At 41.5% G+C, this 21,588-nt stretch carries 20 protein-coding genes and 2 pseudogenes; 8 read left to right on the top strand and 14 right to left on the bottom strand.

The window, feature by feature from the left end:
- Nucleotides 1–272 precede the first annotated feature (272 nt).
- The 3 genes from ACJHWT_RS22080 to ACJHWT_RS22070 all read left to right on the top strand — a co-directional run bounded on the left by ACJHWT_RS22080 (nucleotide 273) and on the right by ACJHWT_RS22070 (nucleotide 1,652).
- Nucleotides 273–566 carry a hypothetical protein gene (locus ACJHWT_RS22080; RefSeq protein ID WP_000673428.1) on the top strand — a complete coding sequence of 98 codons (294 nt, stop codon included), beginning with the start codon at nucleotides 273–275 and terminating at the stop codon, nucleotides 564–566.
- Between the two features lie 493 nt (nucleotides 567–1,059).
- Complete coding sequence (locus ACJHWT_RS22075) at nucleotides 1,060–1,308, top strand: type II toxin-antitoxin system HicA family toxin (RefSeq protein ID WP_000513532.1); 249 nt, start codon at nucleotides 1,060–1,062, stop codon at nucleotides 1,306–1,308.
- Nucleotides 1,305–1,652 (top strand): type II toxin-antitoxin system HicB family antitoxin, encoded by a 348-nt coding sequence (locus ACJHWT_RS22070; protein WP_000681609.1) that lies wholly within the window; start codon nucleotides 1,305–1,307, stop codon nucleotides 1,650–1,652. The genes ACJHWT_RS22075 and ACJHWT_RS22070 overlap by 4 nt, the downstream gene beginning before the upstream one ends.
- An 87-nt stretch (nucleotides 1,653–1,739) precedes the next feature.
- Here ACJHWT_RS22070 and ACJHWT_RS22065 read toward each other — a convergent pair whose 3' ends face one another.
- Nucleotides 1,740–2,183, bottom strand: a complete 444-nt coding sequence (locus ACJHWT_RS22065; RefSeq protein WP_023223351.1) for a hypothetical protein — start codon at nucleotides 2,181–2,183, stop codon at nucleotides 1,740–1,742.
- 240 nt (nucleotides 2,184–2,423) lie between these two features.
- On the opposite strand from ACJHWT_RS22065, the pseudogene ACJHWT_RS22060 reads away from it, so the two are divergent.
- A pseudogene (locus ACJHWT_RS22060) lies at nucleotides 2,424–2,708 on the top strand (type II toxin-antitoxin system HicB family antitoxin); the annotation flags it as partial.
- A 274-nt stretch (nucleotides 2,709–2,982) separates the two neighbouring features.
- Here ACJHWT_RS22060 and ACJHWT_RS22055 read toward each other — a convergent pair.
- From ACJHWT_RS22055 to ACJHWT_RS22035, 5 genes and pseudogenes are all read right to left on the bottom strand, one after another.
- Nucleotides 2,983–3,309: a hypothetical protein gene (locus ACJHWT_RS22055; RefSeq protein ID WP_000206697.1), complete on the bottom strand. Its 327-nt coding sequence runs from the start codon at nucleotides 3,307–3,309 to the stop codon at nucleotides 2,983–2,985.
- A 301-nt stretch (nucleotides 3,310–3,610) separates the two neighbouring features.
- Nucleotides 3,611–3,751, bottom strand: a pseudogene (locus ACJHWT_RS22050) (hypothetical protein); the annotation flags it as partial.
- 19 nt (nucleotides 3,752–3,770) lie between these two features.
- Nucleotides 3,771–4,478 (bottom strand): hypothetical protein, encoded by a 708-nt coding sequence (locus ACJHWT_RS22045; RefSeq protein WP_063084541.1) that lies wholly within the window; start codon nucleotides 4,476–4,478, stop codon nucleotides 3,771–3,773.
- Nucleotide 4,479: 1 nt separating this feature from the next.
- Nucleotides 4,480–5,232 carry a conjugal transfer protein TraL gene (locus tag ACJHWT_RS22040; protein WP_000797967.1) on the bottom strand — a complete coding sequence of 251 codons (753 nt, stop codon included), beginning with the start codon at nucleotides 5,230–5,232 and terminating at the stop codon, nucleotides 4,480–4,482.
- Nucleotides 5,233–5,249: 17 nt separating this feature from the next.
- Complete coding sequence (locus ACJHWT_RS22035; RefSeq protein WP_063084542.1) at nucleotides 5,250–5,651, bottom strand: hypothetical protein; 402 nt, start codon at nucleotides 5,649–5,651, stop codon at nucleotides 5,250–5,252.
- A gap of 365 nt (nucleotides 5,652–6,016) precedes the next feature.
- Here ACJHWT_RS22035 and ACJHWT_RS22030 point away from each other — a divergent pair, with 365 nt between their 5' ends.
- From ACJHWT_RS22030 to ACJHWT_RS22015, 4 genes are all read left to right on the top strand, one after another.
- Complete coding sequence (locus ACJHWT_RS22030; protein WP_000730722.1) at nucleotides 6,017–6,358, top strand: plasmid mobilization protein; 342 nt, start codon at nucleotides 6,017–6,019, stop codon at nucleotides 6,356–6,358.
- Nucleotides 6,355–10,668 (top strand): LPD7 domain-containing protein, encoded by a 4,314-nt coding sequence (locus ACJHWT_RS22025; protein ID WP_034169409.1) that lies wholly within the window; start codon nucleotides 6,355–6,357, stop codon nucleotides 10,666–10,668. Before ACJHWT_RS22030 ends, ACJHWT_RS22025 begins: the two co-directional genes overlap by 4 nt.
- Before the next feature lie 220 nt (nucleotides 10,669–10,888).
- Nucleotides 10,889–12,514 carry a phosphoethanolamine--lipid A transferase MCR-1.1 gene (locus ACJHWT_RS22020; protein ID WP_049589868.1) on the top strand — a complete coding sequence of 542 codons (1,626 nt, stop codon included), beginning with the start codon at nucleotides 10,889–10,891 and terminating at the stop codon, nucleotides 12,512–12,514.
- 71 nt (nucleotides 12,515–12,585) lie between these two features.
- A complete protein-coding gene (locus tag ACJHWT_RS22015; protein ID WP_063107420.1) occupies nucleotides 12,586–13,338 on the top strand; it encodes a PAP2 family protein in 753 nt (250 codons plus the stop codon).
- Here the strand turns inward: ACJHWT_RS22015 and ACJHWT_RS22010 are convergent.
- The 8 genes from ACJHWT_RS22010 to ACJHWT_RS21975 form a co-directional block, all read right to left on the bottom strand.
- Nucleotides 13,319–13,759 (bottom strand): hypothetical protein, encoded by a 441-nt coding sequence (locus tag ACJHWT_RS22010; protein ID WP_000666084.1) that lies wholly within the window; start codon nucleotides 13,757–13,759, stop codon nucleotides 13,319–13,321. The genes ACJHWT_RS22015 and ACJHWT_RS22010 overlap by 20 nt on opposite strands.
- 345 nt (nucleotides 13,760–14,104) lie before the next feature.
- Nucleotides 14,105–14,311 (bottom strand): hemolysin expression modulator Hha, encoded by a 207-nt coding sequence (hha, locus tag ACJHWT_RS22005; protein WP_000850854.1) that lies wholly within the window; start codon nucleotides 14,309–14,311, stop codon nucleotides 14,105–14,107.
- Nucleotides 14,312–14,379: 68 nt separating this feature from the next.
- Nucleotides 14,380–16,545 carry a type IA DNA topoisomerase gene (locus ACJHWT_RS22000; RefSeq protein WP_063078686.1) on the bottom strand — a complete coding sequence of 722 codons (2,166 nt, stop codon included), beginning with the start codon at nucleotides 16,543–16,545 and terminating at the stop codon, nucleotides 14,380–14,382.
- Nucleotides 16,546–16,549: 4 nt separating this feature from the next.
- A complete protein-coding gene (locus ACJHWT_RS21995) occupies nucleotides 16,550–17,125 on the bottom strand; it encodes a hypothetical protein (protein ID WP_001303470.1) in 576 nt (191 codons plus the stop codon).
- Between the two features lie 169 nt (nucleotides 17,126–17,294).
- Nucleotides 17,295–18,971: a PcfJ domain-containing protein gene (locus tag ACJHWT_RS21990; protein ID WP_000289347.1), complete on the bottom strand. Its 1,677-nt coding sequence runs from the start codon at nucleotides 18,969–18,971 to the stop codon at nucleotides 17,295–17,297.
- Nucleotides 18,972–19,065: 94 nt separating this feature from the next.
- Nucleotides 19,066–19,581, bottom strand: coding sequence for a thermonuclease family protein (locus tag ACJHWT_RS21985; protein WP_000698398.1), 516 nt, complete (start codon nucleotides 19,579–19,581; stop codon nucleotides 19,066–19,068).
- Between the two features lie 46 nt (nucleotides 19,582–19,627).
- Nucleotides 19,628–20,281 carry a hypothetical protein gene (locus ACJHWT_RS21980; RefSeq protein ID WP_170855322.1) on the bottom strand — a complete coding sequence of 218 codons (654 nt, stop codon included), beginning with the start codon at nucleotides 20,279–20,281 and terminating at the stop codon, nucleotides 19,628–19,630.
- 11 nt (nucleotides 20,282–20,292) lie between these two features.
- A complete protein-coding gene (locus ACJHWT_RS21975) occupies nucleotides 20,293–21,417 on the bottom strand; it encodes a site-specific integrase (RefSeq protein ID WP_000486716.1) in 1,125 nt (374 codons plus the stop codon).
- Between the last annotated feature and the right edge of the window lie 171 nt (nucleotides 21,418–21,588).

Genomic DNA, 21,588 nt, shown 5'->3' with positions numbered 1-21,588 from the left:
GGCTTTGCAGGGCGAAGGGATGGCCCTGTGCATCCTGGTATGTTCGTCAGCGGCTGCGCCGCGCTTCGGGGCGATGTGGCCCCGCTGCTCCCTGGTATTTTCTTTCGCCCCTTCTATCCGCTGGCGCGGATAAAAAAATGAGCAAACCATCAAATAACTTGCTGTTTTCAGGCAACAAATCTTGATAATACATCTAAATAGATGTATTATTGTTTCATCGAAAGGGGATTGGCTCCTTTCCTTCTTAAGTCCAAACGGACAGGAGATTTAAAATGAAATTCACTTCAACCACGAATCATGTTTTCACATTCGAACGAGTAACGCTTTGCACGATTGTTCTTATTCATAAGGATACGGGACAACAGTATGTTGTCATATTTACGGATAACAATAAAATTCGTGACTATAAGACCGGAATTGTTTCTCAGTTTGGTGAACTTAAGCAGAGTGATATTGATTTAATTCTTTTCTATCGGGACGAATATGAAAAATATTTTGACTCGTTAAATAATGGCGAGGAGTATTTGAGTTTTAAAGAATATATCGGATGTATAAGGGGAAAATAAATTATGAAAGGTGTGATCAGGTTGCTGGAACAACCTGATCACGTTATCGACAATCAAAACTGAATGAGGTTTTTAAATGTCAACGCGGCAGATCGTACAGCTTGCTGACTCCCTTGTCAAAGGCTGGGAAACCAGAATTCCGGCAATGACGTGCACGGAGTGGGATCAATTCCGGTGGTGGTTAAACTACCTGCAAGGGTATGAAATGTTTTAAATAACCGGGATAAATTCATATATGGGGAGAGTGTCATGCTCTCCCTTTCTTATTGTGTAAGCGAGTTGTATTACATATTTAGCTTTACGTTGTAAAGATTTTATTCGTTGTCTTTACAGTGTGGTGCGTTTTCCGGCGGTTGCGCTGCGCTTAGGGGTATGTGGCTTCGCTGCTCCCTGGTATTTTCTTTCACCCTCCTATTTGTCCGATGACTTTTGACAACAACGCTATTTGTAACTATAATTAGTTGCATGTTGGCAAGGGATGGGATTATAGCGTATGGGGAAAGCAGATAAGCTACTGGCAAAATTTTTAAACAGTAAAAAAACGTTTGAATGGGATGAACTCGTTGTTTTGTTTTCTTCTCTAGGATATGTCAAAAAGGAAATGCAGGGATCAAGAGTGCGATTTTTCAATGCTGAAATTAATCACACAATATTAATGCATCGCCCACATCCAGAAAGTTATATTAAAGGTGGAACGCTGAAAGCTATTAAACAGAACTTGAAAGAGGCTGGGGTTTTATGAAACATTTAAAATATAAAGGATATTTAGGTACGGTTGAGCCGGATTTTGAAAATAATATCCTGTATGGAAAGCTGGCATTTATTCGTGATCTGGTGACTTATGAGGCAGAAACATTGGCTGACCTGGAACGGGAATTTAAAACATCGGTTGATTTGTATTTACAGTCCTGTGTGGAGGACGGAAAGGAGCCTGACACGCCCTTTAAAGGTGTGTTTAACGTCAGGCTTGATCCAGAGCTGCATCGTCGGGTCGCTGAAATGGCGATGGAAGAAGATTTGTCGCTGAATGCCTTTGTCAATAAGGCACTGGAAAAAGAAGTCAGTCATCATCGCGCAGGGGCTTAATCGCCCCTTTTTGTTGCTCGCAGGCGTTGATGTTTCTTGGTATTACGGTGTAGTGTGTTGTATTTACAAACAATGCTTTACGGTGTATTACGATGCATACTCTTTAATTGCTTGCAATCTCTTTTCACGTTCGTTGCTTTGTTCAGCTTTTTTCAATTCACTGAATATGTACTCTTCATCTTTACCCGTGAGTTTTGAACCGGAGAGCAAGCGATTAACAACTTTACGTCGAATTGCAGGGTAATCTTTGGTTTTATCGAGTATGGACAATATGCGGTCACTACTAAGAATCTGGCCTTTCCCTGATTCCACATAATGTAGAAAAAATGCGATTGCGGACACGCCCAAAAGCACTGTAAGGACGGCTACACCATCAAGACGAAACTTTGATATAAAGGAATACGCGACCACTCCAATAATTGCTAAGCAGAGACATAAATAAATTAAGAGGTTTTTGTTGCGTTGTTTTTTTTGTGCGCGATCATGATCATCTATGATTGCCAGTATCTTTTCTGGAGTTGCTTGAGCCATTTTTTTTCCTTATCAGGGAGACGGAGTGTTCAATCATCTGGCTTTACAATGTAAAGCTGTGTTTGTCTTTACGGTGTAAATAATGAGATGTGCAGTTAAAAGTGTCAATCAGGTATCATATAGTAAAACACTATATGATTTTTCTGTAATAGGCTTAAAAAATTCTCGCTTACATTGTAAAGGTCTTTGTGTCTTTACAGTGCACCACGTTGTAAATCACTGCCTTCTGTGGAGATAATCATGTTTTTTTCTGTTGGTGTCGAAACACCGAAAGATGATCAGACTGCATACGGCATCACTGTTCCGGCTTTTGATTGTTTTGGTTTTGGATGTGTTTCTGCGGCTGATTCTCAGGCAGAAATACCCGCTATGGCGCGTGAAGCGATATTGGCAATCGTGGAAGATATGGTATTAAGCGGTGCTTATTCTGTTGATGATATTCATGATGAAGGGTGTTTGACTTATTCGGATCACTCCAATTATAAGCACTGTGATAGCTGGTTTTTGGTTGATGTCGATTTAACATTAGACATGCCGTAGTCCGGCTATCGGGTCATGAGGACGCTGAAGAATATCGCAGGCATATATTTACAGTGTAAAGGTGTTTCTGTCTTTACATTGTAAGGCTTATTGAATACTACACTGTAGTGCAATGTATGTGTTTTTATGACCTATCCCCGCGTTGTGCGGGGATTTTTTTTGATAGCTAACCGCTCGCCGCAGTCTAGCGACCGAGCATAGCGAGCGAGTGACGAGGAAGCGGAAGATCCACCGTTGCCAGGAGAAAAGCAGGTACGCACTATGCATTCTGCCCTAGTGATGCTTTCACAAACCACGCGGCCTGAACTATTACGCCATGAATCCAGCGCAAATCGGCATCACGATTTTCTTTTTTCATTTTTTCGCCACTTAAAGCCTTGCTTACGTGACTTTTTACCAGATTTTCGTGTAATTCTTTTGCTTCTTCAATTGTGAAACCACCAGGCAAATTTGGCGCTTCTGCTTCCAGTGATGCCAGAGCAATTTCATAAGCCCGGCGCTCAATATTGTCTCGCACGTCCAGGCTGCCGATTCGCTCCCTGATTTCTTTAATTAGTTTCTTGTCGTCGTCGGTAAATGTTGTCATCTCACTCTCCTTTGGCGTCAATGTTTACAGCCTGGCAAGCCTCTTTGAGCACCCAGTCAATAGCGTCTTTCCATGCCCCTGTTTCGACGGGAGGATTCGTGTGCTTTACCTGATCGTAGAAGCGTACTGCGTTTACCAGTCCTCTTGTTGGTGCTGCTATCGCAGGTGGTAAGTTGTAGAGTTCCTGAATTTCATAGTTCGGCCTGTCGTTGCAGTCTTCTTTTGTCGGCACGTATTTCCAGTCACCAACCCACGTTTTACCCTGAGAGTCCGTAACGTCTTTTTTCACGTAACGATACCTCCATGCAACAACCCCAGCTTCCAGCGATGCCAGTGCGATTTCATAAGCCCGGCGTTCAATATTGTCTCGCACGTCCAGGCTGCCGATTCGCTCTCTGATTTCTTTAATCAGTCCCTTGTCGTCGTCGGTAAAAGTTGTCATTAGTGACTCCTTTTCATATCTATGGTTTTCTTGAATCAATTTCGTCTAGTTTGAGTTTTATATTTTGCTGGTCTGATTTTGGTAATTTTCTCATGCTCTCTTCAGTTATTTTTTTCATATCAAGAAAAGCTCTTGCATAGAAGCGCAGGCTTGCCTCTTTTTCATGTTGTGCAACATACCAGGTTGCGCCAGAAAATGCCGCAGACAGGCATAATGTGCACAAGGCACAAATTGCAATGGCTGTTCTTGTACTGAAGGGTTTTACAGTCTTAGATAATGACTTCAACTTTTCTTCATATAATTTGTTGTTTTTTTCCTGGTTGCGTTTAATTCCAGATATGAGTTCAATAATATCATCTGTTAATTTTTCTTTTACCTCAATACTTGTTTCTTTTAGATCGTTTTTTCCCTCTTCTACTTTTTCTTTTATTTCATTATCCAGATCGCCGCACGTCTCAACAATATTCTTGAATCTTTGAATATAGTCATTTTCTACAGATGAAACGACCTGTCTGAAGCCCTCAGACAGGGCAGTGAAGTTAGCTTGTAACTCATTGCTGAATTTTTCCTGTATCTTTTGGTTCAGAAAAATTAATGAAATAACTGGATCGTCTTTTGATATTTTATGCCCTGTCTCCTTGAATACATCAACAATAAAATTATCAATATCTTCACTGGAAACAGCCTTTTCAGGCTGTTTTAATTCTGGCTGATTAACTGTACTCATATTATTCACCGTATTCATCGTCATAGATGCTATCTAATTGTTTGTAAATGTCATTGAAGACTCGTTTTAATCGTGATTTAGCCATTAATCCAAAATGGTCGGACTCAAGAGCTTCTTTCAGTGTTAGTGATTTTTCTGTTAGCTCTTTGATGTCAGAGGCAAAGGCATCACTTTTTCTGTCCTGAATAACCACAACGCCAGCGATTACATCCTTGTTTTTTTCAATGAATTTAGTTTCTATTAATGGGATATTTTCAAGTGCTGGAATACCCTGAAATTCATTTATCCAGACAATAAGTTTTACCTTACTTCCTTTAACCAGTTCTTTCAGTTCTTCAAATCCCTGCAAGGTATCCGCAAGAGCTTGTCCACCAACGATAACAGTATGGATATAAACGTCTTGTTCTACATCTTCAAACATGTCCATAACACAGTTATCATTGAAATACTGAATTAACGGTAAAAATGTAGATGCGCCATTGTCAATAACAAAAGTATTCTGACTATTGGTCAGCATCGATTCGAACATTGGATCGAATTTGGATTGTATTACTTTGCTGTTTTCAGTGATTTGTATCAAATCTGCATTTAATCTTTTTACTTTAACCGTAGTTGTATTAACCGGGTCTGTGTCACCGACTACGATATTATCCATGTGATTTTCATCAATAAAGTATTGTGCCAGTATTGCGGTCGCGAATGATTTTCCAACACCACCTTTACCCTGAAGGATGAAATTGATTGAGTTTTTCATTTATAATGCTCCTTTACTTAAAGATATTTATTTATAAATTTTTCATTCGTAGCACTTGGATCGTGCTCTATTTCTTTTTTGTTCTCACTAATGTTTGAAAAAAAACCTTTTACCCCCCCTCTCGGTTCATCGCCTTTAGCTTCATTCTGAACAATTACATCTATGGTTTTTGTCTGTTCTTTTGGTTCAGTGCATTTTTGTCTTTTTTTAGCCCTCTCTGTCATATTTATATAAGTCTTTTGGGCTAGTTCTGTCTTGGTGTTGTTGTTTATGTAATCAGCTATTTGCTCCCATGTATAATATTTCTTTGCTTCAAGTATATTTTGCAAATACATATTGAAGACAGCCTGCTTTGATTTCGATTTTGTTTCGTTTATAGCCTCGCATATTGGAGATAATAAACTCTCGATCTTTTTCATTTGTTACATTTCCTCTCTCTCTACCTCCTACATTGGCATAATACCTTATTTAAAGCAATTTGCTCGCCGTTTGTGTGGGTGATTATGTGGGTTGTTTTGTGGGTTGTCAATGGGGGTGTGGTCTTTTTTGTGGGTTAAAGTGTGGGTGATTGTGTGGGTTGTGTGTTTTTGGTTGTGGGTTATTATGTGAGTCATTGTGTGGGCTGTATGCACGGCATTTTTTGTTCTTCTAAAACACAGGCACGATACCGATTGTACACAAGACCGTTCCGGTCATGTTACAATCGTGTGCCAAAGGGGGACGCCCCTTTGAAACCCCGAACGATGCAGCCGTTCTTATGCGGTTCTACGAACCTTGAGGACATATGAAGAAAAAAACCAACAAAAACGTTCATGTAACATTCAGACTTACCGAAGAAGAATATGCTCCGTTCGATAGGGCTATAAAAGAGCTTAATATTAGTAAGTCTGAATTTTTCAGGCTGCTTACTATTGGTAAAATAAACACATATGCATCTGATAAACGTAACATACCAGAATACAAACGTTGTCTTTCTCAGTTGAGTTGGGCAGGAAACAACATAAATCAAATAGCGCACCGATTAAATTCAGATCATTTAAAAGGTATTATATCAGAATCGCTTTATAAAAAGGTTTTAAATGGACTAATCGGTATTCGTGATCGCCTTCAGGAGATAGCTAAATGATTGTCAGATACGGTGGTGGTAATGATGGTATCGTTGATTATCTGATAAATGGTCGCAAAGCAGAACGCCAGTACACGCGTGATGAACTTGATCATCGTGTTGTTCTTGATGGTGATTTACAGACTACAGATAAGATTATTGATTCTATTGAAAACAAAAGTCAGGAACGTTATTTGCACATTACTCTGTCTTTTCATGAAAGTCATGTGTCGAATGAAGTGTTAAAGGCTGTTGTTGATGATTATAAAAAATTATTGATGAATGCTTATCATCCTGATGAATACTCTTTTTATGCGGAAGCTCATTTGCCTAAAATTCGTCATATCCAGGATAATAGCACTGGTGAACTTGTTGAAAGAAAACCACATATTCATATTGTAATTCCTAAAGTAAATTTGATTACTGAAAAGTTCCTGAATCCAGTGGGAGATGTTACCAAAGGGCATACAATTGAACAGCTTGATGCTATACAGGAATTTATTAATAATAAATATAATCTTGATAGCCCTAAAGACTATCCGCGTAAAGATGCGGATTACGGAAAAATTATAAGTAGAGTTAAGGGGGATCTTTACAAAGAGCATCACTCTGAATTGAAAGGTGAGTTGCTTTCGCGTATAGAGAACGAGAAAATTGAAAATTACTCTGTATTCAAAGATATTGTTGCAGAGTATGGTGAACTTCGTATAAGAAATGCTGGTAAAACCAATGAGTATCTGGCTGTAAAATTGCCTGGAGATAAAAAATACATAAACTTAAAAAGTCCTCTTTTTCGTCAGAATTACATTGAGACAAGGACATTAACACTTGAGAAACCAACACACAAAGAGATAGAAAAGAGACTTAATACCTGGTTAAATAAAACAAGCCAAGAGATTAAGCATATTTTTAACCAGGCGGAGAAAACAAGGGAACTTTACAAGACATTAAGCCCTTCACAACAAATTGATTTCCTGCAAGAGAGGATAAAAGAATATGACTCAAGAGAAAAACTTAACGAAAGAAATTCTCAGCAAACGTCAGGACGAGCGGGAGGTTACAAGTCGTGTCCTAAAAAGTTTGCCAGAATCCGTCAATCTGAAGCAACAGTCGGATTGTCACGTATGCCCCAACGCGGTATGGTTTACGGAATCAATGGATTCACAAGACCCGACTCTGTCAGTGTATTGTCAGATATTTCGCAGCGTGATCTGGCAGAGCAATTATCGCAAAGAGAACATCCTGGTCAGGATGTGCGACGGGATTATGATAGACAATTCACAGAGTCAGGAATAAAAAGTCTTGAACGCTCTTCTTTTTTGTGTGAAACGATGTTTCAGACTCTGAATGAGGCGGCAGAGAAAAACGAAATTGCAACGATGGCAGAAATTCGCAGAAATATTGATCCTGTCAGGTTTCTGTCTTCTGCCGCCGAGCGTTTTAATATTATTCCAGCGCAGCATAAAATCAGAACAGCAAAGGACGGTTCCCCCCGGTTTTCTGTGGGGAATCGTAATATGAACGCATCTGATTTTCTGACAAAGCATATTAATCTTGCCTGGAAAGATGCGAAATCCTTTCTGCTTGAAGTTTATTCACAGCAGTTAGAAAACACGCCATATACGCGCTATCCAACCTACAGACGCCTTACGCATCATGAAGCCCGTGAGCGTCTTAACTCACTGAATTTATCGGAAAAAACATTACGAAATACTATCAGGTTTGAGCGTGGCAAGCTGTATAATGATCTGCGAGAGATGAGACGCGAGTTGAAGTTAATACCACGTGAACAGCGTGATATTGCCGTGGGTGTGATTGTTTACAAAAAACTAACCACACTTGAGCGTCTTTCTGAACTCGACACAGAGGGGCGACACATAATTCGTCAATATCATGCTGACTGGCATAAGGATAAAGATGAAATGAAAGCCCTTGAACGTCTCAAAAGCTATCTCAACTTCGATGAAATCAACGCCATTTCTGCTGACGAACCCGAACTTTCGCTTCAGAAAGCGGTGGATTCCCAGCGCCGCTTAGAAGAGGCGAAAAAGGTTAACTCCAAACTAAAAGATCTTGTGATGGATAAGCAGGATTCCAGGATTGTTTATCGCGATCAGGAATCGGAAAAGCCTGTCTTTACCGACAAAGGGAACTTTGTCGTTGCGGGTAAAAATCCTTCAAAAGAAGAGATCGGAATAATGCTTGAGTATTCCAGGGAAAAGTTTGGTGGTGTACTCAAACTTACCGGCTCTGAAGATTTCAAAAAAATGTGCGCTGAAGTTGCCGCAGAGCAGGACATGAAGATTATTTTACGCCCGGAGCAGTATCAACAGATGATGCTGGAATTAAAAGCAGAACTTCAGGGTAATAAGTTTGAGCAGGTGGAAACACAGGAAAATAGCCAGGAGTCCGAATCCAGAATAGAGAAAGGTGATGCATTGAAGGAACAGGCCACCGAACAGGAACAGGCTACAGAGCAGGCACAGGCTACAGAGCAGGCACAGGCTACAGAACAGGCACAGGCTACAGAGCAGGCACAGGCTACAGAGCAGGAACAGGCCACCGAACAGGAACAGGTCACCGAACAGGAACAGGCTACCGAACAGGAACAGGCTACCGAACAGGCACAGGCCACAGAGCAGGCACAGGCCACAGAGCAAGCACAGGTCGCAGCGCAGGCCACATCTTCATATGATCCTGGTGTTATTACCAGGGCAAACACCCTGGATTCACAGATGCTTAGTAAAGGCACAAATGGTGAATTTGGCTATTTGAAATCTCTGGATAGCGATGAAAATGAGATTTGGGAAGTGCTGGGACATGTACCTGGAGACAGCGATGATATTTTTGACGTTGCCAGTTTTGATAATGAAAACGACGCAAAAGAATTTTGCAAAATTGTGAATGAGTTAGGTATTGACAGAACACAGGCTCTGATTCAGGAGCAGCTTACTACTCAACACGATCAGGCTACTGCGCAGGTGCATAATAAACAGGAAATTTATTGTATAAACTTTAGTCGCTTCCATGATTTGAATGAAGGTATCGTCTTTCATTCTAAAGATGCGGCTATTCAGTGTTATGAGGAAAGCAAATCTTCTGCAATAGAAAAATATGAAAGCAATTATTTAAATGGTGATGGTTTTGATACTGTTGTGCTTATGTCTAAAACTGTCTCAACCGATGAATTATCCTCTTATCCAGAGGGGGCATTAGTAACGTTTGATAGGCCATTTGAAATAATTGCCAATTCATATGAAGAATACCGTACTCCAGTGTATGCGGTTTCTTTTTCGAAGGATGAGTTTAGTGAAGATATTAAGACTTTTGAGTCATTGCACGACGCATCTGAATATAAAAATAAGATGCTTCAGGAGCACGGGCTTAACCAGGATGATATCTTAATCACACCTGTAACAAGAGAAGAAATCGCCTTTAAAGGAATTAAGGACGCTGTTAATGACGCTAATATGGCAGTGATGGAACAGGCGGGGGATTCGTCCAGAGAATCACCAGAAGAGATACTCGCCAGTATTTCAGCTAACGAGCATATGATCTCCGGGCTTGAAAACTTCCTGGTTAAAGACCGTTCTCAGTTCAGTTCCTGCAATGGGGATATCGTTGTGGAGGCGGAAATTACCAGGGGGGAAGGTGGTCTTTATCACCTTGCGGTCGCTGGTAAGCATGGCTTAGAGCGTGGTGATGCAGTTGCCAGAGTGGATGTTACGGAGCAGCAATTTGCCGCGATCACTGGAAAAACACCTTCTGAAGTTTTAACGGGGGACCAAACATCGGCTCGTGTTCCGGTAATTACAGGTATCCATTTCAGTACAAGGGCTATTGAAAATGTGAATAAACTGGAACAACAGAAGGATTATGTCTATTTCTCAACACATGAAGGCCTGAATGCTGAAATAAAAGATTTCAGCTCTCTCAAGGATGCTATTGAGTGGGGCCGGGTTGAATGCGAGCTACATGATCTCAATAAGCGCGATACTGTCATTTATCGCGTCGAGTCTGAACATATTTCTCAGGGGATTGACGCTGTAATGAAAAATGCTGAACGCGTGGAGCGTCATGAAATTGAGAAAGCACAGGGACGGGATTGCACGCCGGAAGACGGCAAGATTCTTGAGGCAATTGATCGCTTTGAGGACAAGTTCAGAGGGGAAGGACTGAAGTTCGAAAGGGAGAAGGCCGAATCCGATTTGCTTAATCACGGATTCACTCGTGAAATGGCAGAAGATGCTCTTGGAAAACAATTTGTCCAGGCCAGAGAAGAACATCTGGAATTGCAGCAACAGCGTGACAATTCACAGGACATGCACTAATTAAGAAAAAAGCCCGGTTTTCGGGCTTTTTAAGATACAAATTATAAATACTCTCAAGTGTATATTCAGTATGGGATTGCGCAATGATTGCCTAATAAAATTTCTGAAATATTTCTGTATCGCATAATTTTTTATATCAGATAAATTGTACTGGATTTCTTAAAAAATTGCAGTAGAATTGCCGCAATTATCCCACCGTTTATTTTTTGAGTAGTTTCTCATGATGCAGCATACTTCTGTGTGGTACCGACGCTCGGTCAGTCCGTTTGTTCTTGTGGCGAGTGTTGCCGTTTTCTTGACCGCGACCGCCAATCTTACCTTTTTTGATAAAATCAGCCAAACCTATCCCATCGCGGACAATCTCGGCTTTGTGCTGACGATCGCTGTCGTGCTCTTTGGCGCGATGCTACTGATCACCACGCTGTTATCATCGTATCGCTATGTGCTAAAGCCTGTGTTGATTTTGCTATTAATCATGGGCGCGGTGACCAGTTATTTTACTGACACTTATGGCACGGTCTATGATACGACCATGCTCCAAAATGCCCTACAGACCGACCAAGCCGAGACCAAGGATCTATTAAACGCAGCGTTTATCATGCGTATCATTGGTTTGGGTGTGCTACCAAGTTTGCTTGTGGCTTTTGTTAAGGTGGATTATCCGACTTGGGGCAAGGGTTTGATGCGCCGATTGGGCTTGATCGTGGCAAGTCTTGCGCTGATTTTACTGCCTGTGGTGGCGTTCAGCAGTCATTATGCCAGTTTCTTTCGCGTGCATAAGCCGCTGCGTAGCTATGTCAATCCGATCATGCCAATCTACTCGGTGGGTAAGCTTGCCAGTATTGAGTATAAAAAAGCCAGTGCGCCAAAAGATACCATTTATCACGCCAAAGACGCGGTACAAGCAACCAAGCCTGATATGCGTAAGCCACGCCTAGTGGTGTTCGTCGTCGGTGAGACGGCACGCGCCGATCATGTCAGCTTCAATGGCTATGAGCGCGATACTTTCCCACAGCTTGCCAAGATCGATGGCGTGACCAATTTTAGCAATGTCACATCGTGCGGCACATCGACGGCGTATTCTGTGCCGTGTATGTTCAGCTATCTGGGCGCGGATGAGTATGATGTCGATACCGCCAAATACCAAGAAAATGTGCTGGATACGCTGGATCGCTTGGGCGTAAGTATCTTGTGGCGTGATAATAATTCGGACTCAAAAGGCGTGATGGATAAGCTGCCAAAAGCGCAATTTGCCGATTATAAATCCGCGACCAACAACGCCATCTGCAACACCAATCCTTATAACGAATGCCGCGATGTCGGTATGCTCGTTGGCTTAGATGACTTTGTCGCTGCCAATAACGGCAAAGATATGCTGATCATGCTGCACCAAATGGGCAATCACGGGCCTGCGTATTTTAAGCGATATGATGAAAAGTTTGCCAAATTCACGCCAGTGTGTGAAGGTAATGAGCTTGCCAAGTGCGAACATCAGTCCTTGATCAATGCTTATGACAATGCCTTGCTTGCCACCGATGATTTCATCGCTCAAAGTATCCAGTGGCTGCAGACGCACAGCAATGCCTATGATGTCTCAATGCTGTATGTCAGCGATCATGGCGAAAGTCTGGGTGAGAACGGTGTCTATCTACATGGTATGCCAAATGCCTTTGCACCAAAAGAACAGCGCAGTGTGCCTGCATTTTTCTGGACGGATAAGCAAACTGGCATCACGCCAATGGCAACCGATACCGTCCTGACCCATGACGCGATCACGCCGACATTATTAAAGCTGTTTGATGTCACCGCGGACAAAGTCAAAGACCGCACCGCATTCATCCGCTGATTTCTCCCTGTATTTTTTCCAAACCCACCGCACACTCCATTCGTATTATGGGCGGTGGGGTGGGGTTTGTTATGCCGTATTTATCAAATAAACGCCTACTTGCTGAGATGAGTATCGCTCTTGTCATGGCGATCGTTGCCACGCTGACCCTTGAGCACAGTCAGATTGATCTGATGGTCGCTGATTGGTTTTATCTGGGTATGGGGCATTGGATGGTTGCCAAGCAAGCTTTTTTGCCAGATTTGCTACTGTATTCTGGACTAAAAAAGCTGCTGATGGCGATGCTGATCTACTTGCTGGTTGCGACCATTTGCCGTGCTTATCATGAGAAAAAGGGCAATGCTATCACTGCCAAGTGGCTTGTCCCAGTGACAAAATTTCGCGTGCGTGAGCTTGCGTATCTGGTGCTGACTTTGATCCTAGTGCCGACAGTTGTCGCGTCATTGAAGGCATATACTCATGTGGTCTGCCCTGTGCATTTGACGATTTTTGATGGTACGCTGCCGTATTTGCCGATGCTTGATAGTATGCGTAACACCATTCCTGATAAGTGCTTTCCTGCGGCGCATGCCAGTAGCGGATTTGCGCTGTTTGCCTTTGCGTTTGCGCCAAGTTTGCGCCGCCGTCGTGGTGCGATCATCATCGTGGTGATGGCATTGGGCTGGGCGATGGGCTGCTATAAGATGATTATTGGCGATCATTTTTTGAGCCATACGGTGGTGTCGATGATGCTTGCGTGGGCGATGTCGGCAGGGCTTGCGTGGGTGTTTTTTAAGAAGGGTGAACAAGTTCAAGGAAAAAAAATCAACCCCAAACAGAAATAACAGCTACAAAAATGGACAGTAATAATGCAATAAAAGTAATGTTGAGCCATATGTTGGACGAGTCTTTTAAGACTAATGAGGCTGTTAATGCCATTGTAATGAAACTAATGATAATAATGGCTGCAAATAAATATTGTACAATGTTTTTTATTGTACTTGGTTGCTCCCCAATTCTTTCTCTGTAATTTGCATCAACATTAGATATCCATTGAAGTAATAGAGCAATAAAACAGCCTACTCCGCAAACGGTGAATTGCACAGACGTCGGGTTTGAATCAAACAACGAGATCGCTAAGTTATATAAGTATACCGCGCCTGAAATCACCCCGACAACTAAAATAGAGATGAGTATAATCCGAAGAACTAATGTATTGCTTTCCTTTAAGGAATATATTAAAGCCGCTTTTTCGTATTCTTTCATGATTTAATCCAGTCTATAAGTATAAGAACCAACAAAACTGTCCAGGATTCATTTTCTGTGAGCATATGAAATCCCATCCAGAGTGATGATACTGGCAGAAACACGCCCACAGCCGGAATTATTAGTCTGGCGGAGAATATCCTTATCAGGAGTATCAATAGTGATAAGAACAGAAAAAGAGTGATCATGTGGAAAAACATTCACATCACCTATAACACTATTAAGATAGCCTGCCAGATATCCATTTCAGACAGGCTATATACAGGGTTCAATTCATTCTATGAAAGGTGTATAGGGATTGCTGATGTTTGTGTCGATCAAAAATCTAATATTAATAGATGAGAACTAATATACATATTTCCAGACGGATGGGGGGATTTTATCGTAGAGTTTATTCATTGTGAGTTCTGCAAGCCTGTGATCGGCGGCGGCATTAAACGACTCAAGCTCAGAAGGAGGGAGGCTGTTTTGGTTTTTTTCAATAATCTTTTCAAGTGTGTCGAGTGTTGAGCAACGTCTTAACTGAAAGAGCCAGTCTTGTTTTGTTTTCATTGTACAATTCCTGAAGAACATCCTTGTCCTATAGTAGCTACAACGATGTTTGATTTCTACTGCTGGATTTATTTCTTACTTTTTTGTGTAAACTCAAATCCCAGTTTCCCGGTTGCTTTGTCAACCAGTTTTACTTTTGCTGAAAATTCTTTGTTTGTTTTTTGACTAATGAAACCTTTCAATTCACTTGTAACTCCTTTTGTTATTAACGTTTCAATTTGTTTATCGGTTAATGATTTGCCGCAGAAATCTTTCCATATCTTAAATTCACATCCTGTACAGGAATAGCTTTTTGGCCTGATAACAATCTGTTTACCACAGGAAGGACAAGGAGAGGACAGGCGTTGTGACTGACCAGACGGCGCGCTGGGGGAAACTTTTATTTCAGCACTGTTCGCATTACTGATCATCGGTATCAGATCATTGTACAGTTCGTCAACGAACTGTTCGATGGTCATTTCTCCGTTTTCAATGAGTGTCTGTTTTTCCGCCCATAATGCCGTCATATCTGGATTAACAGCTATATCCGGCAGAGCATCAATAAGCGCATACCCGGTATCTGTCGGAATAAGTTTTCCTTTTTCCAGGGTGATATAGTTCCGTTTTTTCAGTGTTTCCAATATGGAAGCCCGCGTAGCTGGCGTACCAATACCGCCATGTTCGTCTTTTTTATCCCGATCTTTATCCTTCAGTAACTTTTTAATCACTGGATCAGTGACAAAATCTGCGACACGAACAAGCGCGGCAAGTAAAGTGGCTTCGGTGAATAATGGCGGTGGCGTTGTTTTCTTCTCATTCACAACCACTTCTTTTGTCGTCACTGTTTCTCCTGTGCGAATTTTACAGAGCAGATCAAAAGCGGAATCATCATTTTCGGCTTCTGATTCCTCATCCCCGGTATTTTCCTCACCAAGAAACGCTTCAAATCCGCTGTCTGTTGTTTTCCTGGCACGGGCATAAAACGACTCATCACCACACTGAATGGCAACGGATACTTCCTGGTATGTTTTTTCAGGCATGAACTGAACAAGATAGTGTTGTGCGATTGCCAGGTAAACATTGCGCTCGTCACTGCTCAGCGCGTTTACATCCGGTACGTTAACGGTCGGGATTATCGCCGTATGCGCAGTCACTTTCGCACTGTTAAACGCCTTGCTTTTACGTGTCGAATCAACGTCCAGTGGCTGATCGAATACTGACTTCAGGGCATCGAGAACCTGTGGTGCTTCGCTGAATTGTTCATCAGAAAGATATGAGCAATCTGAACGGTTGTAAGTAATTGCTTTGTATTTTTCACGTAGCTGCTGTGTGATATCCAGCGTTTGTTGTGCCGTCATTTTGAACTTCTTGTTCATGTACTGCTGAAGCCGGACCAGGTTAAAGGGCAATGGCGCAGCCGTTTTTTTATCGTCTGTTGCTGCTGCTTCAACTGTCGCTGGTTTTCCTGCAAGGGAAGCCGCTGCTCCATTCGCCCACGCCTTATCAAGTAATTTACGGTCTGTCAGTGGTGCGAACTCACCAGGTTTCCAGTTCGCCCTGATAACATCAACGCCGCGTTGAAAATGCCCGGTCATGGTGTAGTAGAAACTGGATTTATGATTCTTGTTGGCACGGGTGCGATTTACTATCAGGCCAAGAATAGGCGTCTGAACACGCCCGACCGAAAGTGTCCCTTTATAGCCTTTAGCCCGTGCCGGGATCGTATAAGCACGCGTCATGGATAAACCGTATATCGCGTCGGCTACAGAACGCGCCAGAGCCTTGAGATAGAGTCCTCTGAAGTCACGGTTATTTTTGGGATTTGCCAGTGCCTTTTTCACTGCCGGAAGGGTGTTGTCGTTGATCAGAACGCGCTTAACGGGTTTTGTGTTGCCTGCATATTCCAGGACCTCATCGACAAGTAGCTGTCCTTCGTCATCTGGATCGCCAGCATGAATAATTTCGGTCACATCGGCACGCCTGATAAGCTCAATAATCGTTTTAACTTGTTTTGCGGCGCTTTCTACTGGCTGGTATTTTACGGGATAAAGACGCAAAGGGAGTGTTTCAATCTTCCACTCTTTGTATTCAGGATTATAGTTTTCGGGGGGCTGTGATTCGATAATATGACCAAAACAGTTAGTCACAATAGTATTATCACTTTCAAACCAGCCATCATGACGGGTAAAATTGCCACCAAGCGCCTTAACAATATCATTCGCTACTGCGGGTTTTTCTGCGATAAAAAGTTTCATTTTGTTATCCTTTACATTGAATTAATCTTTTGGCACAACGGATAGCACGTTCTTCTGATACTGCCTGTTGCCAGTTATCTTCACTTACTGGATGTCTGAATCTGCGTTCACAGCCATTAAAAGCAAAAATCCCCTCACGGTTAAGTATATTAGTTGCAATATCCTGGTCTTTAATTCTCAAAAAGGCTGTTACGGCAAAACCAGAATACGAAGAAATTTTTGAAATGATGCATTCATCAGCTTTTATTAACGCGGCAAAAGGAACTATCTTTTGATGACCACACGAAATCAGAGGGAGTGTGTGAATATCATAATAAGCTATTGAATGACAATCCATGCGGGTATCATCAATAGCTGCCAGCCAGAATCCTGTCTGGTCTTTTATTTTTCTGCTAATATCTGAATCTGAAACACCAGGATTTAATAAATATCCACCATAACAGACATGGAAGGGGTGAGCAGATTCATCAATATCAGGAAGTTCTTTTACCGGATTTTCTTTCCAGTCCTTCAGAACACCGAATTCAAGAGCATCCAGCAAAAACTTTCGTTCAAATCCATCAAGCAATGCATATTGCATGTTAAACCTCTCAAAGAAGCTCTGATTTGTTGACCTCATGGTGAACCAGTTCACCATTGCGTAAGACAAACAGGTAAGAAAACTTTCTTTCCTTATCTTTCAGTCAGTTTTTGTATTCAGAAAGAATAAACACCCAGTCATCGGTGCTGTAATGAGATGCGATGACTCATTATCTTTTTAGTGATGAGTTGATTATTTTTAAAATATGCCTGCCTTTAATTAGCATGTTTCTGGAAACAGCCTGATTACGAATACCTCTCATCTGGTCAAACTGATAGGTTAAATCATGTTCTTTTCGTGAAAGTCCAAGAGTGGCTCTTTCATTATCCATCAGGACTGAAATTGCAATATATTCTCCAGATGCACACCAGTCTGCATAACTGGCAACGCAATGTTCCATCTCCTGACCTTCCTGACACAGAGCATCAAATGTAATTAATTCATTTACACCGTTATCAACTTTCTGCCAGTTTATCCCAGTTCCTTTCCATTTTGGGATTACGGGAATAACGTTATTCTTCACTTGTCGCGTCCATTCATCAGATAGTCTCCAGAAAGAAGGCCACTCCTGGTTTTTATGAATTAACCGTTCTTCTGCTAACAACCAGTCAATTGCATGACACAACTGATTCGTTTCCATTTCCCAGCGTGATGTTTGCCTGGATTCAGTATTACGGTCATAAAAGCCAATGTTTTTAAATAAATCACGATGATATTCTAGCCATTTTGAGCATATACGATAAATATCATTTTCTTTTTCTGAGTAAGCTCGAATGCTAATATAATCGATAATCCAGTAAATTGCTCTCACAGGATAGTTCTTGATAAGTGGATGGCGTAATAATCTGACTGTAAATCTGAATGATGCATTATCATGTTTATCATTTAAAGCATATACTAATGACAAACTAACATGTCGTAAACTTCTGAACTCACCATAACTAAGTTTGCAGGGAAAACTGATTTTTTCATATAACTCTTTTGTCTTTCCAGATAGTATAAACTGACCATTTTTATGTTGTTGTCTTAGACGACCAACCATAGGCCACAATCCGAAAAAATCCATATCATTCACAATATGGATTCGCTTTGAAAAATCCAGATAGTCCTCAAATAATGCCTGACGAATTGAATTGTAAGCTATCGAACAATGTGAAGCTCTGGCATATTGTGCAAATATCTTTTTATCTACCATTATCCATATAGCTTTACTCAATGCTTTTGAAGCATTAAATTCATTATCCACCCCTATAATTTTTAATGCTCTCTGATAAATTTTGTTTTTTATCTCTGCGAGTAAAATATGTCTGCTGATATATCGTGTATTATAGGGGTAGTTGAATGATGCTATTTTACCAAGGCAATGAACAATGTCATGTATTCCATACTCATATGAGTAATATACATTGGATGGATATAGTGTGGAAATATAACGACTCTCACTGTTTTCCTCTTCCTCTCCAATGCGTAACAAATAGAGTTTGTCTTCAATTGAATATCCAGCCTCAATCAATGATTTGATGATGTAGCTAATCGCATATTTTAACCAGTCGTCCATGTCGTATGCAGATTTTTTAGACCAGAATAAAAAAATCTTACCAGGAAATGAATTTCTTCTGGTCCATACCCCAGTGTGCTTATCTCTTAGCTTGTATCCCCACAAAGTGATTTTGTTATTCTTTTTGTTTTTTCTAATACGAAAAACGCCACAAATGATAATGGAGATGTACTTTTCATTCTCCTCTGTTTTTACAAGACGAAGCCCCCCTGTATTTTGATAGATTTTAAAAACATCATGCAACGTAAGAATATTATTGTCCCTTGTCTGTTGATTAATTACATACATGCCGCCCCCTGTTAAAAAGAAGCCTTTAATATTGCACAAAGATAAAAAGACAGAATCATGGCAAACCAAAAGAAGAATGCATTTTCTTGCCCCCTTAATTTCTGATACGCCATTCCCACGGTGGAACCGGATTTGCATCGGCCCACAAACCACGTTTTTGTTCCTGCGCTTCCCGTTGCAGAGCCGGTAATGACTCATCCACGTTGTAACGTTCATATACCCATGCAGCGCCAGACTGAACCATAAAGCGGCTGGCATCCGTGCCGTTCGTCGTGAACACATGACCGATAATGCGTCCGTAGCGGTCTTTATGTGAATAAGAGACTGTCACCTGTTTACCTGCAACCAGAGTTTTAAGCTGACTAGTTGACCAGCGTCCAAAAGGTTGTTTCTTTTCAGGGGCATCGATGTTTATCAATCGGACTCGGATCGGAACTTCATACACAACAATTTTTGCGGGTAGTGTTTTAATTTCTATGGTGTCGCCATCGAGAACGCGAATAACTTTCCCCTGAAGAATTTTCTGGTTAAATGTATAAGGTATTCCACCTGCATTTGCAGACTGAAAAGCGGTAAGCAGATAAATAAATATTGTTAATAAGATTTTCATAAAAGATTAACGTTAATTTGTCTGTGCAATGGATAGAGCGTTATTCTTATTTTCTTCCTGCCGCTTCATCGAAAAATGATGATTTTCCTACTGCTGCGGCATCATACTGAAATGAATATCCAAAATCATCGTCATGCTCAAAACCTGTATTTTCTCCATTTTTTAGTCTGGAAAGAATAATCTCAAGTTGACTGATTATATCTTCCCTTTCACTATGACGAGTGCCTTGTAAGAGAATAGTTACTTGTTGCAAAGGATATGCATGTTCAATCCATGCCTGGCTAGGTCCAGAGTGCGTTGTATATAAATTTTTTTGTGCCGAAATATTATTCAGAAAACAGTTTAAGTCATCATTGGAATAAATTTCTTTAATATTGTTGATGTTGGATGTTAGTTTTCCAAGTTGGAATGGTGGAGAATTTTTGTCTTCATTGTTGTCTCCTTTATCGTATTCTGGAAACACAATTAACAAAGGTGCACCATTAGTTCTCTTCATAAAACGGGTTACTAGCCGCCCAATATATTTATTGGACATATGCTGTTCAATGTCCAGGACAGCATATTCCTCCGCTGGGAACATTTTGTTTTTTTCGATGGATTTAATTTTTCTGGTAAGATGAATGTTTCTGATAAGCAAACCTACTATCAGGAAGTAAATAAATATCCAGAATAAAAAATCACTCTGTAGTTGTTCTATCATAAGTGAATCCTCTAATTTGTTAATGGACAAATCATTACCCGTTCATCAATGTTTGTAGGAAGTTCGCCAGGAGTAGGGACGCGTTCTCCTCGCTGGGCGGCTTGTGCCAGTGTTCGTAGCAGCAACACGCTGGCATGAAATATGGCCTGTTCTTTTGTGGCTGCGCTTGTTTCCAGGTCGAAATCACTCAGAGTCACAACGACTTGCCCGTTTCTGTTCTCGACCGTTGCCGGGTAGGGAACAAAATAGGGAGCGATTTTGCTGGTTTGCTTGCGTCGGGCATCGAGTTTACTGACAAGTTGATAAGCCCGAAGGTGTGTGTATCGTTTCAACATGTTCAGGGAGCGATGGCCTGAAATAGCGGCAACCTCAATGACGTTCAATGTACCAAGTTCGAAAAATCGGCTGATAGCCTCATGACGGAGGTCATGAAAATGCAAGTTTTCTATCTTCAGTTCCTGAAGTGCTGTTCGCCAGGCACTTTTGAATCCCGAAGAGGTATAAGAAAAAATATTACCGTTAAGCTGTGTCGGCAGCATTTGCAGGTAATTACGGGCTTTCCTGGATAGCGGAACATCGCGTGGAGCACCGTTTTTGGTTGTTGGAAGATGAGCTACCCCATGTTGCAGATCGACGTGTTCCCAACGCAATGACAAGATTTCACCTTGTCGCATTGCTGTTTCCAGCGCCAGATGAAAAATGACGTAAAGAGCCTGATTTTTTTCTTTGAAATACCGCGAAAGTCGGCGTTCTTCTCCTGAAGTCAGGCGACGATCGCGCCCGCTACTGATTTTGGGTTTTCTGACCAGTTCGACAGGATTCATGCGGCATGTTCCCCATTCCACACGGGCGATATTGAATAATGATGACAACAGGGCAAGTTCAAGACGGACGGTGTTTCCGGTTATTTGACGCCCCGTTCGTGGGTTAATTTGCGCCAACCGTTGATCCCGATAATTGGCAATATCAACAGTGGTAATGTCATCCATATAGCGTTCAGCAATAGGGTGACGTTTAATCACATTTACGCGATAAAACTCCTGTAGATGGCCTTTTTTGTGGATGGATACTGTCTTCAGGTATTTGTCCAGCGCCCGGCTGATTGTCATTTTGCGAATTTTGATTTTCTGAAACATATCCCCTCCAGACAAAAAAGGGGGGAAGGTAGAGATTCTTGCTTCGAAATGCAATATCACCGTGCCAATCCGGTACGTGGAAAAAAATTGGCGCAGGTGATAGCCAAATTGTTACCGCTTCAGCTACTGCGTGGCGTTGGCCTGGAGCAACGGCAACATGTCCATCTGGCA

It is taken from the genome of Escherichia sp. WS338, assembly GCF_046486405.1.
Lineage (GTDB): Bacteria > Pseudomonadota > Gammaproteobacteria > Enterobacterales > Enterobacteriaceae > Escherichia > Escherichia coli.
This window is presented reverse-complemented; position numbering and strand designations above follow the sequence as displayed.

Bases quoted from the DNA above. Each gene is read 5' to 3' on its own strand.
- ACJHWT_RS22045 (WP_063084541.1), bottom strand. From the start codon at position 4,478: ATGAGTACAGTTAATCAGCCAGAATTAAAACAGCCTGAAAAGGCTGTT.
- ACJHWT_RS21975 (WP_000486716.1), bottom strand. From the start codon at position 21,417: ATGTTTCAGAAAATCAAAATTCGCAAAATGACAATCAGCCGGGCGCTG.
- ACJHWT_RS21990 (WP_000289347.1), bottom strand. From the start codon at position 18,971: ATGTATGTAATTAATCAACAGACAAGGGACAATAATATTCTTACGTTG.
- ACJHWT_RS22010 (WP_000666084.1), bottom strand. From the start codon at position 13,759: ATGAAAGAATACGAAAAAGCGGCTTTAATATATTCCTTAAAGGAAAGC.
- ACJHWT_RS22030 (WP_000730722.1), top strand. From the start codon at position 6,017: ATGAAGAAAAAAACCAACAAAAACGTTCATGTAACATTCAGACTTACC.
- ACJHWT_RS22080 (WP_000673428.1), top strand. From the start codon at position 273: ATGAAATTCACTTCAACCACGAATCATGTTTTCACATTCGAACGAGTA.
- ACJHWT_RS21995 (WP_001303470.1), bottom strand. From the start codon at position 17,125: ATGCAATATGCATTGCTTGATGGATTTGAACGAAAGTTTTTGCTGGAT.
- ACJHWT_RS22040 (WP_000797967.1), bottom strand. From the start codon at position 5,232: ATGAAAAACTCAATCAATTTCATCCTTCAGGGTAAAGGTGGTGTTGGA.
- ACJHWT_RS22055 (WP_000206697.1), bottom strand. From the start codon at position 3,309: ATGACAACATTTACCGACGACGACAAGAAACTAATTAAAGAAATCAGG.
- ACJHWT_RS22025 (WP_034169409.1), top strand. From the start codon at position 6,355: ATGATTGTCAGATACGGTGGTGGTAATGATGGTATCGTTGATTATCTG.
- ACJHWT_RS21980 (WP_170855322.1), bottom strand. From the start codon at position 20,281: ATGATAGAACAACTACAGAGTGATTTTTTATTCTGGATATTTATTTAC.
- ACJHWT_RS21985 (WP_000698398.1), bottom strand. From the start codon at position 19,581: ATGAAAATCTTATTAACAATATTTATTTATCTGCTTACCGCTTTTCAG.
- ACJHWT_RS22020 (WP_049589868.1), top strand. From the start codon at position 10,889: ATGATGCAGCATACTTCTGTGTGGTACCGACGCTCGGTCAGTCCGTTT.
- ACJHWT_RS22065 (WP_023223351.1), bottom strand. From the start codon at position 2,183: ATGGCTCAAGCAACTCCAGAAAAGATACTGGCAATCATAGATGATCAT.
- ACJHWT_RS22035 (WP_063084542.1), bottom strand. From the start codon at position 5,651: ATGAAAAAGATCGAGAGTTTATTATCTCCAATATGCGAGGCTATAAAC.
- ACJHWT_RS22000 (WP_063078686.1), bottom strand. From the start codon at position 16,545: ATGAAACTTTTTATCGCAGAAAAACCCGCAGTAGCGAATGATATTGTT.
- ACJHWT_RS22015 (WP_063107420.1), top strand. From the start codon at position 12,586: ATGCCGTATTTATCAAATAAACGCCTACTTGCTGAGATGAGTATCGCT.
- hha (WP_000850854.1), bottom strand. From the start codon at position 14,311: ATGAAAACAAAACAAGACTGGCTCTTTCAGTTAAGACGTTGCTCAACA.
- ACJHWT_RS22070 (WP_000681609.1), top strand. From the start codon at position 1,305: ATGAAACATTTAAAATATAAAGGATATTTAGGTACGGTTGAGCCGGAT.
- ACJHWT_RS22075 (WP_000513532.1), top strand. From the start codon at position 1,060: ATGGGGAAAGCAGATAAGCTACTGGCAAAATTTTTAAACAGTAAAAAA.